At 72.4% G+C, this 15,239-nt stretch carries 13 protein-coding genes; 4 read left to right on the top strand and 9 right to left on the bottom strand.

From position 1 onward, the window contains the following. On the bottom strand, positions 1 to 429 hold a 429-nt coding region (locus VFJ94_RS11930), incomplete at its 3' end, for a hypothetical protein (protein WP_325004432.1). Between the two features lie 144 nt (positions 430 to 573). Next, a complete protein-coding gene (nucS, locus tag VFJ94_RS11925) occupies positions 574 to 1,269 on the bottom strand; it encodes an endonuclease NucS (RefSeq protein ID WP_325004431.1) in 696 nt (231 codons plus the stop codon). A 94-nt stretch (positions 1,270 to 1,363) separates the two neighbouring features. Between nucS and VFJ94_RS11920 the strand changes: the two genes are divergently transcribed. Continuing rightward, positions 1,364 to 3,160: a 3-hydroxybutyryl-CoA dehydrogenase gene (locus VFJ94_RS11920; protein ID WP_325004430.1), complete on the top strand. Its 1,797-nt coding sequence runs from the start codon at positions 1,364 to 1,366 to the stop codon at positions 3,158 to 3,160. An 89-nt stretch (positions 3,161 to 3,249) separates the two neighbouring features. On the opposite strand, the gene VFJ94_RS11915 is transcribed toward VFJ94_RS11920, so the two are convergent. Next, the gene (locus VFJ94_RS11915) at positions 3,250 to 4,944 is read right to left on the bottom strand and encodes a glycoside hydrolase family 13 protein (protein WP_325004429.1); all 1,695 of its coding nucleotides are present in this window, start codon (positions 4,942 to 4,944) and stop codon (positions 3,250 to 3,252) included. A 440-nt stretch (positions 4,945 to 5,384) separates the two neighbouring features. Between VFJ94_RS11915 and VFJ94_RS11910 the strand changes: the two genes are divergently transcribed. Next, entirely contained in the window at positions 5,385 to 5,693 is a 309-nt protein-coding gene (locus VFJ94_RS11910) for a hypothetical protein (protein WP_325004428.1), read from the top strand. Positions 5,694 to 5,710: 17 nt separating this feature from the next. After that, positions 5,711 to 6,490 (top strand): alpha/beta hydrolase, encoded by a 780-nt coding sequence (locus VFJ94_RS11905; protein ID WP_325004427.1) that lies wholly within the window; start codon positions 5,711 to 5,713, stop codon positions 6,488 to 6,490. Here VFJ94_RS11905 and VFJ94_RS11900 read toward each other — a convergent pair. The 5 genes from VFJ94_RS11900 to VFJ94_RS11880 form a co-directional block, all read right to left on the bottom strand. Then, positions 6,402 to 8,648 carry a hypothetical protein gene (locus VFJ94_RS11900; protein WP_325004426.1) on the bottom strand — a complete coding sequence of 749 codons (2,247 nt, stop codon included), beginning with the start codon at positions 8,646 to 8,648 and terminating at the stop codon, positions 6,402 to 6,404. The genes VFJ94_RS11905 and VFJ94_RS11900 overlap by 89 nt on opposite strands. 170 nt (positions 8,649 to 8,818) lie before the next feature. Further along, entirely contained in the window at positions 8,819 to 9,487 is a 669-nt protein-coding gene (locus VFJ94_RS11895; protein WP_325004425.1) for a response regulator transcription factor, read from the bottom strand. A 291-nt stretch (positions 9,488 to 9,778) separates the two neighbouring features. Beyond that, the gene (locus VFJ94_RS11890; RefSeq protein WP_325004424.1) at positions 9,779 to 11,089 is read right to left on the bottom strand and encodes an AI-2E family transporter; all 1,311 of its coding nucleotides are present in this window, start codon (positions 11,087 to 11,089) and stop codon (positions 9,779 to 9,781) included. Between the two features lie 67 nt (positions 11,090 to 11,156). Next, positions 11,157 to 12,494, bottom strand: a complete 1,338-nt coding sequence (gene ccrA, locus VFJ94_RS11885; RefSeq protein ID WP_325004423.1) for a crotonyl-CoA carboxylase/reductase — start codon at positions 12,492 to 12,494, stop codon at positions 11,157 to 11,159. A gap of 64 nt (positions 12,495 to 12,558) precedes the next feature. Then, the gene (locus tag VFJ94_RS11880; protein ID WP_325004422.1) at positions 12,559 to 13,347 is read right to left on the bottom strand and encodes a polysaccharide deacetylase family protein; all 789 of its coding nucleotides are present in this window, start codon (positions 13,345 to 13,347) and stop codon (positions 12,559 to 12,561) included. A gap of 87 nt (positions 13,348 to 13,434) precedes the next feature. Here VFJ94_RS11880 and VFJ94_RS11875 point away from each other — a divergent pair, with 87 nt between their 5' ends. Next, positions 13,435 to 14,691: a glycoside hydrolase family 15 gene (locus tag VFJ94_RS11875; protein ID WP_325004421.1), complete on the top strand. Its 1,257-nt coding sequence runs from the start codon at positions 13,435 to 13,437 to the stop codon at positions 14,689 to 14,691. Here VFJ94_RS11875 and mce read toward each other — a convergent pair. After that, entirely contained in the window at positions 14,674 to 15,105 is a 432-nt protein-coding gene (gene mce, locus VFJ94_RS11870; RefSeq protein WP_325004420.1) for a methylmalonyl-CoA epimerase, read from the bottom strand. The two genes, VFJ94_RS11875 and mce, sit on opposite strands and share 18 nt — an antisense overlap. Between the last annotated feature and the right edge of the window lie 134 nt (positions 15,106 to 15,239).

The raw sequence follows: 15,239 nt of genomic DNA, 5'->3' as shown, positions 1-15,239 counted from the left end.
GCGACTGGGCCGAGCGGGCGGCTGATACCACTTGAGCGTGAAGGTCGCATGGTCGAGGTTGTCATTGCTCGTCACAGCGTGGATCCGCACGTTGTCACCCTGCGCCCACACCGGCACGATGGATCTGGGGAGTCGGGTTTCGGTGGACCTGGCGCCCGCCTCTGCCAAGAGGTGTACATCGCACAGGTGCCCCGTGATGAGTACCCCATGAGCAGCGCCAGTCCCTACATTGACCATGTCGACGGTGACCTTCGTGCCCTCTACCGGCATCCCGTGGGAGTCGGTTAGCTCGGCTCGGCCGCCACCCCATCCGAGCAGGATCCATCTCGGGCGGGGATGGTCCAGGAACCGGAACAGCCACGTCACCGCCCCGGACACGAGTGCGGCAATTATCGCCGCGACAGCCGCGGGATCGGTGAAGAGCTTCATGGGTCAGAGTGTGCCCGGCTTCGAGGTCCAGGGCTCCCCCTCGATCCCGATGCAGGTTGGCGGCATCGCCTCCAACTGGCCAGATGCCGCGGCCACTTCTGGGCTTTGGCTCTCGCAGGACCGACAGCAGCATGGGCCCCGGGCTCAGAAGAGGCGGGCGTCTGCGTCGTCGATGCCCTTGAGGGCGTCGTAGTCGAGCACGACACACCGTATGCCGCGGTCCTCGGCCAGCGTCCGGGCCTGCGGCTTGATCTCCTGGGCCGCGAAGACGCCCCCCACCGGGGCCAGGTGCGGGTCCCGGTTCATCAGCTCCAGGTAGCGGGTCAGCTGCTCGACTCCGTCGATGTCGCCCCGCCGCTTGATCTCCACCGCAACGCTGCTGCCCGACGCGTCGCGCGCGAGGATGTCGACCGGCCCGATCGCGGTCATGTGCTCGCGGCGGACGAGCGAGTAGCCCTCGCCCAGCAAGGTGATCTGCTCGGCGAGCAGGTGTTGGAGGTGCGCCTCCACACCGTCCTTGACGAGACCGGGGTCGACCCCGAGCTCGTGCTCGGTGTCGTGGAGGATCTGGTGGATCGCCACGGTGAGGCGGTCGTCGCTCTTGGCGTGCCGGACGTGCCAGACGGCCGTCACACCGGCCGCCACCTGCACCTCGTCGGGCTCCGCCTCGGCCATGGCACAGGGCGGCGCCATCCAGTTGAGCGGCTTGTAGGAGCCGCCGTCGCTGTGCACGAGCACCGACCCGTCGGCCTTGACGAGCAGCAGCCGGGTGGCGAGCGGCAGGTGGGCGGTCAGGCGCCCGTCGTAGTCGACGCTGCAGCGGGCGATGACGAGACGCACCGGCACAGCCTACGCGTCGCCCGCGGCCCGTTGTGACCACCGTCGCGTCCCGTGACGGCGCGGCGGCCGTCCCACCTCTGCCACACTCGCGACCATGGCTCGCACCTTCTCCACGGTCGGCGTGATCGGACTCGGCACCATGGGTGCCGGCATCGTCGAGGTCTTCGCGCGCCAGGGGATCGACGTCGTCGCCGTGGAGGCGTCGGCGGAGACGCTGCAGCGGGGACGCGCCGGCCTGATGCACTCGACCGACCGCGCCGTCGCCCGGGGCAAGCTCACCGAGGAGGAGCAGGGGGCCCTGCTCGGGCGCGTGACCTTCACCTCGGACCTGGGCGACCTCGCACCCTGCGAGCTCGTCGTGGAGGCGGTCCCCGAGGTCCTCGAGCTCAAGAAGGAGATCTTCGCCAAGCTCGACACGATCGTCGCGGAGGACGCCATCCTCGCGACGAACACCTCCTCGCTGCCGGTCACCGAGATCGCCGTGGCGACGGCGAACCCCAAGCGCGTCGTCGGCATGCACTTCTTCAACCCGGCGCCCGTGCTGCAGTTCGTCGAGGTCATCCACACCGTCATCACGGCCGACGACGTCTTCGAGGAGGTCAAGGCCCTCGCAGAGCGTCTGGGCAAGCGGCCCGTCGTCGTCGGGGACCGGGCCGGCTTCATCGCCAACGCGCTGCTCCTCGGCTACCTCAACCATGCGGTGGCCATGTTCGAGAGCCGGTACGCGTCCCGCGAGGACATCGACGCGGCGATGCGCCTCGGGTGCGGCTACCCCATGGGCCCCCTCGCGCTCATGGACCTCATCGGCCTCGACACGGCATACGCCATCCTCGACACGATGTACCGGCAGGGCCGCGACCGGCTCCACGCGCCCGCCCCCATCCTCAAGCAGATGGTCAGTGCCGGGCTCAAGGGGCGCAAGACCGGCCGGGGGTTCTACACGTATGCCGCTCCCGGCAGCTCCGAGGTCGTCGCGGACGCCCTCACGCCCGGGGCCCGCACCGAGGCCGGCCTGCCGGGGGGCCCGGACGGGTCGCTGCGCACCGTGCGCACGGTCGGCGTCGTGGGGTCCGGGACGATGGCGACCGGTATCGTCGAGGTCTTCGCCAGGGCCGGCTTCGACGTCGTCTACACGACCCGGGGCGCCGCCAAGGCCGAGGGGGTGCGCGCTGCGGTCACCAAGAGCCTCGAGAAGGCGGTGCAGCGCGGCAAGGTCACCGAGCAGGAGCGCGACGCCGCGCTCGGGCGCCTGACCGGGTCGACGACGCTCGACGACCTTGGCGACGTCGACCTCGTCGTGGAGGCCGTCGTCGAGGACCTCGCCGTCAAGCAGGCCCTCTTCGAGAATCTCGACGAGATCTGCCGGCCGGGGGCCATCCTCGCGACGACGACCTCCTCGCTGCCCGTCGTCGAGCTGGCGGCGGTCACGGCGCGCCCGCAGGACGTCGTGGGCATGCACTTCTTCAACCCGGCCCAGGTCATGCGCCTGGTCGAGGTCGTGCGGACGGTCTCCACGGGCGACGACGTCGTGGCCACCGTGCAGGACCTCTGCCGAAGGGTGGGCAAGCACCCCGTCACGTGCGGTGACCGGGCCGGCTTCATCGTCAACGCACTCCTCTTTCCCTACCTCAACGACGCCGTCAAGATGCTCGAGGCCAACTACGCCAGCGCGGACGACATCGACACGGCCATGAAGACCGGCTGCGGCTTGCCGATGGGGCCGTTCGAGCTGCTCGACGTCGTCGGGCTCGACGTGTCGCTCGCGATCCAGCGCGAGCTCTACCTCGAGTTCCGGGAGCCCGGCTTCGCGCCGGCGCCCATGCTGGAGCACCTGGTCACGGCCGGCTACCTCGGCCGCAAGACGGGACGCGGCTTCCGCACCCACGGGTGAGCAAGGCAGGTCGGCGGCCCGAGGGCGGTCGGGCTGGACACCACACCCACGGACCTCGGTTGCGGAGGCGTTGTCCGTGACTGCGTTGGTCAGCAGCGCCACATGGAGAAGGCGGGTCCGTCCGCGGGCAGCGTGACGGTGCCGTCGGTGTCGGCCCGGATGTCGGCCGTCGCTCCGAGGCCGATGAGCTCGCTTCCGAGGAGGGCGCTGGCCAGACGGACCGGCACGTGCTCGGCGCGGGCCGCGTGGACGAGCACCCGCTCCTCGGGTGCCTCCCGCAGGAACGTGACGGCGTCGTCACCGACGGCGAGCCAGCGCAGGCCGCCGTGGCGCAGCGCGGGGCTCTCGGCGCGGGCGGCGAACAGGGCCCGGTTCGTGGCCAGTCGACGGGTGTCCCACTGCCCGGGGTCGTGCCACGGGAAGGGACGGCGCCCGTCCTCGCCGTTGACGCCCTGCTGGCCGATCTCGTCGCCCGCCCACAGCATCGGGATCCCGGGCATCGACGCGAGGAGTCCGAACGCGACGGTGACCAGCCCGTCGTCTCCCAGGAAGGTCGCGATCCGCGGCACGTCGTGCGAGCCGACCAGGTTCAGGGCGTGCGCGGTCGCACGCCAGGGCTGCGCAGCCGTGAACGCGCGCATCGCGGCGACCATCGAGGTGGCCGGGAAGCGTGCCCACGGCGTGAACGGTCCCGGGTCGAACGTCACCGGCTCGGGGCGCTTCAACCACTGCCACAGGGGCCGTGCGAAGCCGGCGTAGTTCATGACGCCGTGCCACCCGTCTCCCAGAAGGTCGTGCGAGGCGTCGTGGGAGTGCTCGGCGAGCAGGAGCGACTCGGGGTTGGCCTGGGCCATCGTCGCGCGCAGCGTGGTCGCGACCAGGTGGTTGAGGTCGACCGTGCCGAGCCGGCCGGTCATGTTGGCGACGTCGATCCGCCACCCGTCCAGACCGTGCGCGCCGAGCCACTTGGCCACCGTGGAGTCCGGTCCCTCGTAGAGGGCACGGCGCAGACCCGCATTCCGGTGGTCGAACTTGGGCAGGGAAGGGTGCCCGAACCAGCAGACGTACTCGTCCGGGTGACGTGTGAAGGTGAAGTAGGCGGCCTCCGGGCAGGACGCGTCGGCGAAGGCGCGCTGGAACCACTCGTGCGCCGCGCCGCAGTGGTTCGTGGTCAGGTCGCCCATCAACCGCATCCCGCGGGCGTGCACGGCGTCCGAGAGCCGGGCAAGCGCCTCGTCACCTCCCAGGAGGGGGTCGACGTGGTCGAAGGTCGTCGCGTCGTAGCGGTGGTTGGAGCGCCCCGGGAAGATCGGTGTGAGATACACCGTGTTGGCGCCCGTCGAGGCGATGTGGTCCAGGTGCGCGGTGATGCCGTCGAGGTCACCGCCGAAGTACTGCAACGGGGTCTCGGGGCCGGTGCCGACCACGGGGTCGTCCCACGCCTGTGGGATCGCCCAGTCGGGGGCGGGACGTTCGACCGACTTGGCGAAACGGTCCGGGAAGATCTGGTAGAGCACGGCTTCGGCTGCCCACGACGGCGGGGCCGGGTGGGTGGTGATGCGGAAGTCCGCGGCGTCGGTCACGTCGTGTGGGTGGGCGCCCTCGCCGTTCAGCCACTGGTAGCCACCGGGGACCCCGTCGAGCAGCCAGCGGTAGTTCACCACGGGGTTCTCCACCGGGATGTCGCCTCGCAGCCACACCTCGTGGTCGGTTTCCCGGTCGACTCTCGTCTCGGTCAGTGCCTGCTCACCGTCGATGTAGGTGCGCAGCAGTGCCCGAGTCACTCCGCTCGCCCTGGGTACCCGTAGAAAGACCGAGACCGTGTCGCCGACGTCCGGCGTCAGGTCGGAGACGTACGTCGCGGAGCCGTCATGGTGCGGAAGGCCGGACACGTCTTTGCACTCCATGCGACCTCCACGTCGACTCGCGGAGCAGGCACGACCGGCTGGTCCACCGCCTGCTCGTCAGACCCTGCCAGAGAGCAGCCGGCGCTTCCACCCGGGTCCGTGCCCTCCTTGTCGAGTGGCCACTTCTGCACGCATGGGCCCGTGCCCTCCTTGTCGAGTGGCCACTTCTGCACGCATGGGCCCGCGCACAACTGGCCACTCGACTCAGGGGAGTGCCAGGGGGCCGCGCACAACTGGCCACTCGACTTAAAGGGGGTGCCAGGGGGTCCGCGGGAGCGGGTGCGGTCGTGGCGGCGCGCCCTGAGAGAATGTCCGCCATGCCGAGGGACCGCCGCCGCAGCAAGCATGCCCGCGAGCACGTCCCCCTCGACGTCGCTCGGATCTCCGGGGGGTCGACCCGGGAGGAGCGGTATGCCGGTGGGCTGTGGACGGTGCGGACCGTCAGCGGCGCCTCGGCCAGCCGGTCCTACCTGTGCCCGGGCTGCCAGCAGGACGTCGTGCCCGGCACGCCACACGTCGTGGCGTGGCCGGCCGAGGGGGTCGGAGGAGTCGGTGACCGGCGGCACTGGCACACCGGCTGCTGGCAGCGCCGCGACGCCCGACCGCCTGGCAACGCCTACCGCTGAGAGACGAGGACACCCTCATGCCCCGCAACCCGGACGACATCCGCGCCAGCTCGATCCTGCCGGCGCGGCGGCGGGAGATCGAGCTGGCCACCGGTGACGGCCTCACCCTCGTCGGCGAGCTCGCCCTCCCGCTCGACCGCGACCCCGTGGGCACCCTCATCACGCTGCACCCGCTGCCCACCCACGGCGGGTTCATGGACAGCCATGTGTTGAAGAAGGCGGCATACCGCCTGCCGGCCCTCGCCGACCTCGCCGTGCTGCGGTTCAACTTCCGCGGCGTGGCGTCGCCGCGGGGCACGAGCGAGGGCACCTTCGGGCACGGCGAGCACGAGCGGCACGACGTGCTGGCGGCGATCGAGTTCGCCGACTTCGCCGAGAGCCCGCCGCTGCCGAACCGGTGGCTCGTGGGCTGGTCCTTCGGCACGGACATGACCCTCATGCACGGCAACGACCCGTCCATCGCCGGCGCCATCCTGCTCAGCCCGCCACTGCGCTACAGCCGGCCCGAGCACCTGGCCGCGTGGGCCACGTCCGGCAAGCCGGTCGTCGCGCTCGTGCCCGAGCTCGACGACTACCTGCGCCCGGCCGAGGCCCGCGAGCGCTTCGCCGCCGTGCCGCAGGCGGAGGTCGTCGCCGTCGAGGGCGCGAAGCACCTCTGGGTCGGCGAGCCCTTCGTGCGCCGGGTGCTCGAGGAGGTCGTCGCGCGCGTCAACCCGGGCGCCCTTCCGCTCGAGTGGACCTGGCCGGCGCACGACCAGACCCACGAGCCGGCACCGGTGGGCGGCATACGGCATTGAGGCAGGGCTGCGCCGGCGGCTCGCTCACCTCGATGAGGATGGCGTCCTCGTCGGCCGTCACCTCGGCGTAGAGCCGGCCGGCTGCCGACATCTCGATGCCGGCCGCCCCCAGGGAGGCCCCGGGCTCGATCCCGGTCACCGCGACCGTGCCCAAGCGGCCGCCGACCGATGGTCGCCACACCGCCCGGACCCGCGCCCCGGGGGGTGAGCTGCGCAGGGACGCCACGCACGCCTCGACGAACGCGCTCCCGCCCGGTCCGTCGAGCGGGGCGTCGGCGAACAGCTCGACCTGCACCCCGCGTTCACGTGCGTCCTGAACCGCCGGGGCGACGTCGGTGGACATCAGCGCCCGGGCCGTGAGCTGGTCCCGGATGGACGCCTCGGCCCGCAGCAGGGTCTCGGCCTCGTCTGGCGCGACCGGATGGCCGGCGGCAATGCGGACCAGGTGCCGCACGGTGGCCCGGCCCATCGCCTGAGTGCGCGCGGCCACCTCGGCAGCCTTGATCTCCTGCATGGCCCGGTCCAGCCGCACCGCACTCGCTTGCGCCGTGGCCAGACGGGTGGCATCCGTGGACCGGTCCAGTGCGACCCGGAAGAGCCCGGCCACCACGGCGGTGCCGAGTAGCTGAGGGGCGGCCGCGAAGGGCACGCTGGGTGAGACGTGCCCGCTGGCGGCCAGTTGTGCCAGGGAGATGCTAAGGACGATGCCTCCTGCGAGGGCGCCGCCTGCGCGAGGGCTGCGCCGCAGACCCACCGCACCGATGACGACTGCGTGTGCTCCGACGAACCAGTATCTCCAGTCGAAGGTGGCCGCGTCGCGCAGGTTGAGGGTCAGCAGGCCGGGGATCGCCACGGCGACGACGGAGAGGGTCGGCAGCCAGCGCGACTGCGCGGGAACGACGACCCCGATGAGCACGCTGTTGACGACCAGCATTGCCCCGAGAGCGAGCGCGACGGCCTCGTGGCGCGCGGTGCCGAGCCGGTATCCGCCCATGAGGACGTGTCCCAGCAGGACGATCGTGCCGATCGCCATGAGCGGGCCGAAGGTCCTCATGTCCCACGTCGTGGGAGGGTGCTGGCTCGGGTCAGGGGCCTCCCAGAGCAGGGTCACGGTGGTGCCCAGGCCAGGTCGCGAGGCGACGTCCACAGTGCCGCCCACCGACCCGACCCTGCGTCCGATGCCGAGGCGGACTCCGGCCCGGGTCGTCGGGGCCCCCGGATGGAAGCCCACGCCTCGGTCGCTGACGACGAGGCGAGCAGACCGTGGGGAGAGGTGGCCGGTCACTGTCGCGGCGCGCTGGCCGGAATGTCTGGCGACGTTGGTCAGCGCCTCGTCGGCGGCGTCCCGGAACGCAGCCGCGACGTGCGGGTCCGTGTCGTCGCCATCGAGGTCGAGGGTGAGCTGCAGGCCGAGCAGGCTGGCCCGCTCGCGCAGTGCGGCCCCCAGGCTCGAGTCGCCCCGCTCCCCGCCGTGAAACTCCAGCAGCGCCTGCCCCGCCAGCTCTGCCGCCGCATCGAGCGCCCTGGGGCTGGCCCCGCGAGCGGCCAGCGTGAGGGCTCCGAGGACCTTGTCGTGGACGAGTGCGTCCCAGCGCTCGCGTTCGTAGGCTCGGCGGGTGGCCCGGCTCGTCTCCTCCCGAGCCCGCCACAGGACCTCCTCGACCAGGTCGACGTTGCGAACGGCCCGAAGCAGCAGGTGCGTGGCCGCCCCGAAGGTCCATGCCGTGAGCGCCAACAGGGCCGCGTCGATGGCGGCCGGCAGCACGCTCATGGCCGGTTGGCGCAGCAGGAACGCGGTGCCGGCCACCGCTGCCCCCATCGGGATGGAGGCTGCGGGCCGGAAGGCGAAGGGCGTGGCGATCAGTCCGAACACGACGACGTGCATGAGCGGGGGGCGGTCGGCATCCAGTGATCCCGGCGGCCAGGCGATGGGGAGCACGCCGAGGAGCAGCGCACTGACGACGACGAGGGCGCGGACGGCGGTCCTCGACTGCACCCTCCGGGTCGACTCGAGTCCGCACCAGCACAAGCACGCGCCCTCCGCGGCGATGCCCAGGATCGACAGGTGAGGGATCCGCGGCGTCGCCGGCTGCCAGCTGGCGGCTGCGGCGGAGAGCAGCAGCGCCAGGAAGCCCCCCAGGGTGACCGCCTGGTACATCGCACGGTCCAGGATCGCTCGGGTCAGGGTCGGCCGGCGGTGCTGTCCCGCGATGTCGTCCCACGTGCCGGGCAGCCATCCCCCTGACGATCGCCCTCGAGCGGGCCGTCGAGCCGAGGCGGGGGGCTCGGTCGGACCGGGACCGGTCCTCATGCCCCCGGCGCCCGTCCTCATGCCCCCGGCGCCGGCGGCAGATGCCCGTCCTCGACGGCCCGGAAGTAGAGATCCGACTTGGTCGCGGCGGGCCGTCCCGCCTGCTCGTACTTGCGCCGGACCCGGAGCAGGTATTCGCGCACGGTCTCCGGGCTGATCTGCATGCGGCGTGCCACGGACTTGACCGCGATCCCGGTCGCATAGAGCCGCAGGGCCTCCAGCTCCCGCGGGGCGAGCTGGGGGACCGCCCACCCGCTGTCGGCGTCGAGCGCGGCAGCCCACTGCGCGCTCAGGTAGGGCTCACCGCTGCTCACGGCCCGGACGGCCTCGGCGAGCACCTCCATCCCCTCGTGCTTGCCGACGAGCCCCAGGGCGCCCGCCCGGAAGCACTGCGAGACCACGCCGGGTCGGCTGTCCTGCGTGTACAGCAGCACGCGCACGCCAGCATCGGTGAGCCGGCGGGTGTTCTCGGCGGGGACGCTGCCGTCAGCAAGGGAGACGTCCAGGAGGACCACGTCCGGTGGCTCCGCGGGGTCGCGCAGGAGTGTGAGCAGCTCGGGGACGGTCGAGACGGAGATGGCGCCAGAGAGCTGCGGCAGGTGTTGGCGTAGTCCCTCGAGGGTGCCGAGCCGGATCGCGGGATGGTCGTCGACGACCGCGACCCGAGGCGCTGCGGTGTCGGTCACGGGGCCCATGGTGTCAGTGGAGGCTCCCGTATGCCGCCCAACGCCGCGTCCCCTCTTGCGGGGACACGTCCGGCATACCCCTGCGCCGCCACTGGACGTCCCCGCATCGGGGGACTCGCGCCGGGGGGCAGTCCCTGGTCTCCTTGACCTGTCGGGGGACGGCGCACGGACCGGCGTGGCAGGGGGAACGCCCGCCGGTCCGTGCCTTGGCCGCGCTCGAACGCGCGGCGGGGCGGCCGTGGCCGCGCCAGCGAGCCCGGCCTCGGCCCCAGGCGCCTGGGGGCCCAGCCTTCAGTGGTGGCGCTGCCTGGGGACGAGGACCTCCTCGTAGAGCAGGAGCAGCCCTGCGGCGACCGGGATCGCGAGCAGCGCCCCGAGCATGCCGAGCAGGGTGCCGCCGGCGAGCGCCGCCACGACGGTCACGGCCCCCGGCACGGCCACGGTGCGCTGCATGACGCGCGGCATGACGGCGTAGTTCTCGAGCTGCTGGTAGACGACGAAGTAGATGACGACGATGAGGGCCTTCTTCGGCTCGTCGAAGAACGCGACCACCGCCACGACCGTCGCCCCCAAGGAGGCGCCGACCATCGGGACGAGCCCCAGGAAGCCCACGGCCACCGCGAGCACTGCCGCGAACTCGATCTGGAGCAGGCTCATCATGATCCAGGCGCAGAAGGCGTTGATGGCCGCCACGGCCACCTGTCCGATGGCGTAGGAGCCGACCCTCCGCATGATCTCCTCGGCGAGCGAGATGACCCTCGGGCGCCGCGACGCCGGCACGATCGCGTAGGCCGCCTGCTTGACCGACGGCAGTGAGGCAAGGAAGTAGAGGGTGAGCACGAGCACGGTGAGCACGCTGAAGATGCCCGTCGCGATGACCTTGCCGGCGCCGAGGACCCCGCCGAAGATGCCCGCCCAGAGGTTGCCGTCGGCCGCCCGCTTCGTGATCTCCTCCTGGACCCTCTGGATGATCTGGTAGCGGTGGTCGAGGTCCTGGATCCACTGGTTCTGCAGGAGGCCGTCGAGCATCCCCGCCGCGTTGTTGGCGAGCGTGTCGCCCTGCTGGACGACGGGCGGGATGACGACCCACCCGATCAGGCCGAAGACCGCCACGACCCCGAGGAAGACGATGGCGACCGCGAGCCCGCGGCGCAGGTGCCGGCGCACCAGGCCCTCGACCAGGGGGTTGAGCGCGAGGGTGAGGAAGAACGAGACGAGCAGCAGCGTGATGGTCGTGTTGAGCTGCTGGATGGCCTGCACGAACGCGTAGGCGACGAGCACCCCGAGGGCCCCGACGAACCCGAGGTAGAAGGGCGACTGCCGGTTGATCGGCACCCCCGCCGCCCCGAAGCCGCGCCCGCTCGCGACCGGCGGCACCGGCGGCTCGGGCGCCAGCGGCAGGGTGGTGCCGAGCGGGCCCGGACCGCCGGCGGGGGGCACGCCGCCGGCTCCGTCGAGCGCGGCGACCTCGTCGGCGCGCAGGGGCTCGGGCCGGTCCGCCTCGTCGTCGCGCTCGCCGAACTGGGCCCGCCGCAGCGCCGCGAGCTTGTCCCGCTGGGCGCGCCGATAGTTCATCCACCGTCGCCACATCAGCGCTGCCACACCGTCACCTCCGGTCGCCGAGCCTAGCCCGCTGGGGGGACGGCGCCCGTCGGAGGCGCGAGCGGCCTCAGTGGTCCCGGAAGCGGTTGATCTGCGTCTCCAGGGCGGCGCGCTTGTCCGGGTCGCTGACGCCGAGGCCCGGCTCGGGCGCCAGCGTGAGGACGCCGACCTTGCCCTGGTGCCGGTTCTGGTGGACGTCGTAGGCCGCCTGGCCCACCTGATCGAGGGAGTACGTCTTGCTCAGCGTCGGGTGGATGAGCCCGCGGCGGATGAGGCTGTTGGCCTCCCACGCCTCCCGGTAGTTGGCGAAGTGGGAGCCGATGATCCGCTTGAGGCTCATCCAGAGGTAGCGGTTGTCGTATTCGTGCTGGTAGCCCGACGTCGACGCGCACGTGACGATGGTGCCTCCCTTGCGGGTGACGAACACCGACGCCCCGAAGGTCTCCCGGCCGGGGTGCTCGAAGACGATGTCGGGGTCGTGGCCGCCTGTCAGCTCGCGGATGCGCGTCCCGAAGCGGCGCCACTCCTTGGGGTCCTGGGTCTGCGGGTCCTTCCAGAAGCGGTAGCCCTCGGCGTTGCGGTCGATGACGAGCTCGGCCCCCATGCTCCGGCACAGCTGCGCCTTCTCCGGCGAGGACACGACGCAGATCGGCTGGCCGCCGCCGGCCAGCGCCATCTGCGTGGCGTAGGAGCCGAGCCCGCCGCTCGCGCCCCAGATGAGGACGCGGTCGCCGAGCTTCATGCCGGCGCCGTTGCGCGAGATCAGCTGGCGGTATGCCGTGGAGTTGACGAGCCCGGGCGAGGCCGCCTCCTCCCAGGTCAGGTGCTCCGGCTTCGGCATGAGCTGGTTGGTCTTGACGATCGCGAGCTCGGCGAGACCACCGAAGTTCGTCTCGAAGCCCCAGATCCGCTGCTCCGGGTCGAGCATCGTGTCGTTGTGCCCGTCGTGGTGCTCGAGCTCGACGGAGAGGCAGTGCGCCACGACCTCCTGGCCCGGCTTCCACAGGTTGACGTCGGGTGCCGTGCGCAGCACGACGCCCGCGAGGTCGGACCCGACGATGTGGTAGGGCAGGTCGTGCCGCTTGGCGAAGGGCGACGTGCGCCCGTAGCGCTCGAGGAACCCGAAGGTCGGCATCGGCTCGAAGATCGAGGTCCACACGGTGTTGTAGTTGATCGAGCTCGCCATGACGGCCACGAGCGCCTCGCCGGGGGCCAGCTCCGGCACCGGCACCTCGTCGAGGTGGAGGGAGCGCCGCGGGTCCTTGTCCTTGGCCTCGAGGCCCTCGAACATGTCGACCTCGTCCTTGTGGACGGTGACCGCGCGGTAGGACTCGGGGAGCGGCAGGGCGGCATACGCCGGCGCCGACCGGTCACCGGAGAGGATGGCGTCACGGATCGGCTGCATGGCAGGAACGTATCGACCCCGCACACGGGCAGGGAACCCCGGGACCGGCGTTAGCTCGGTGACGTCAGTCACGCGGGTGCAGCAGCTCCGAGACCGTGACGAGGGTGTATCCGTCGTCGCGCAAGGTGGCGATGAGGCGGGGAAGCCGCTCGATGGTCGGGAGGCGGTCGGCCGAGCCGGTGTCGTGACCCAGCACGATGCTGCCCGGCCGCACCGCCGCGGCGACGTCGGTGACGATGCCGTCCGGCTGCTCCCGGAAGAGCTCCTCGCGCGGCTGGGCCGACCACAGCACCACCGTGAGCCCCGCCTCCGCTGCGGCGAGCAGGGTGGCGCCGCCCAGGTGGCCGTAGGGCGGCCGGAAGAGCGTCGGCGTGACGCCGTAGGCGTCCGCCAGCGCGGCGCTCGTCCGGCCGATCTCGTCCCGGCAGCGGTCGAGGGGGAACCGGCCGAGGTCCGGGTGCTCGAAGGTGTGGTTGGCGAGCTCGTGGCGCCCGACGCTGTCGCGGTGGATGGAGCCGTGGTCGCGCACGTTGCGCCCGGTGCAGAAGAAGGTCCCCGGCACACCGGCCCGGTCCAGCGCCTCGAGGACGCGGGGCGTCCACTCCGGGTGCGGGCCGTCGTCGAAGGTGAGCGCCACGCGCCGGCTCGTCGCGGGGCCTGCCCACACGACCGAGGCGCTGGCGGCCCCCGGAGCGGAGCGGTCCGGGCGGATGCCCGAGACGGCGCTGCCGTAGAAGGGCAGCGGCGTGCCCTCGTCGAGCCGGCCCTTGCCGGCGACCGCACCAAGCGCGCCCACCGCGCCGGCCACGACCCCGCCGCCGACCTTGAGAGCATCGCGGCGGGAGAGGTCCATGGCGGGATGCTACGTTCCGGTCACCTCCGGCGACCGCCCTGCCGGGACGGCGCCTGCCACACTGGCGAACGTCGAGAGGGGAAGGGGATGCGTCGCCTCCTGGCGGCTCTGGCAGCAGCCGTCGTGCTGGCCGTGGTCGGTGCGCTCGCGCCCCCGCCCGTCCAGGACCCGCTGCCCGGCCTGCGCAACGGCGACGCCTGGCGCCACGCCGCCCCGTCCGCGGACCGCTCCCTGGGTGCAGGTCTCCTCGGGCCGGTCGAGGACCGCCTGTGGCTGCTCGCGGGCGCCGTCCCGGGGCCGGGCACTCGGCCGCTGGCGAGGCAGGCGTTGGTGGACCTGCGCGCGTTGACCCGGGACAATGGCGCCGTGGCGGCCGGGCCGGCTGGGCCGTGGGCCTTCGACTGGCCTCGCGACTCGGCCTTCGTCGCCGCCGCGTTCGCCGTGAGCGGGCACGAGGACGACGCTTGGCGGGTCCTGGAGTTCTTTGCCCGTGTGCAGCGCCCCGACGGCGGCTTCGAGGCGCGTTATCTCCTCGACGGCACGGGCGTGCCCGACGCACGCCCCGCCCAGAGCGACGGCGCCGGCTGGCTGCTCTGGGGGATGGACCGAGTCCGGACCGCCACCGGGGGCGGACCGCTGCCGGGCCGGCTGCGGGTGCTTCGGGACCGGGCCACCCGCTTCGTCCTCGCCCAGACCCGCTCCGGCCGGGCCCTGCCGCCCGCCTCCCCGGACTACTGGGAGGTGCCCGAGCGGCGGCTGACCCTCGGCACGGCGGCGCCGCTCGCGGCAGGGCTCGAGGCGTCGGCACGGACGTATGCCGCGGAGGGCGACGGGAGGCGGGCGCACGAGTCGGCGACCGCGGCGGTCACGCTGCGCAGGTTGATCCGCGACGGCTTCGGCCCGGCCTACGAGCGGCACCGCGGGGGCGGCGGCCTCGACGCGGCCGTCGCCATGCTCATGCCGCCCTTCGCCGACCTCGACGACCCGGCCGCCGTGTCGGCGTGGCAGCGCTACCCGGTGCTCGCCCTGCGCTCGGCGGGGGGCCTCGCTCCGGGCGCCGAGTGGAAGCAGGACGGGGTCTCGTGGACCCCGGAGACCGCCCTGATCGCCTACACGGCGGCGGCGTCGGGCCGGGTCGACGACTCCCGGCAGTGGCTCGAGTGGCTGCGCCGTCACCGCACGAGCTGGGGAAGCCTCCCGGAGAAGGTGCTCCCCGACGGCTCGCCGGCCGGGCCGGCGCCGCTGGCATGGACGTCGGCCCTCGTCGTGCTCACCGAGGCTGCGCTCGACGAGCGGCGTCGCACCGTCGAGGACCCGGCATACCGCTCAGTGGGCCTCGGCTGACGGCTCGACGAGCTCGACGAGGACCCCGCCGGCGTCCTTGGGGTGGATGAAGTTGACCCGGCTGCCCGAGGTGCCACGCCTCGGCGCGTCGTAGAGCAGCCGCAGTCCCCGGTCGCGCAGGGTCTGCGAGACGGCGTCGATGTCCTCGACCCGGTAGGCCAGCTGCTGGATGCCGGGTCCGCTGCGGTCGAGGAACCGGGCGATGGTCGACTCCGGGGAGAGCGGGGCGAGCAGCTGGATGCACGAGCCGGAGTCGCCGACGCCCATCATCGCCTCGCGGACCCCCTGCTCCTCGTTGGTCTCCTCGTGGAGCTTGGTCATGCCGTACGTCCGCTCGTAGAACGCGACGGCGGCGTCGAGGTCCGGCACGGCGATGCCGACGTGGTCGATGGCGGTGAACAGCTCTGCGGTCATCCCTCGACCCTAGGGTCGGGCGGTCGGGCGCGCACAGCCGTATGCCGTGTGCCGTTGGTCATGCTCGACCTGGGACCGCCCGCAGCCGCGGATAGAGTGAGACTCGATCCCCGACGACGCTGGAGAGGCCTTCT

This window comes from Intrasporangium sp. (assembly GCF_035688975.1).
Lineage (GTDB): Bacteria > Actinomycetota > Actinomycetes > Actinomycetales > Dermatophilaceae > CALMNV01.
This window is presented reverse-complemented; position numbering and strand designations above follow the sequence as displayed.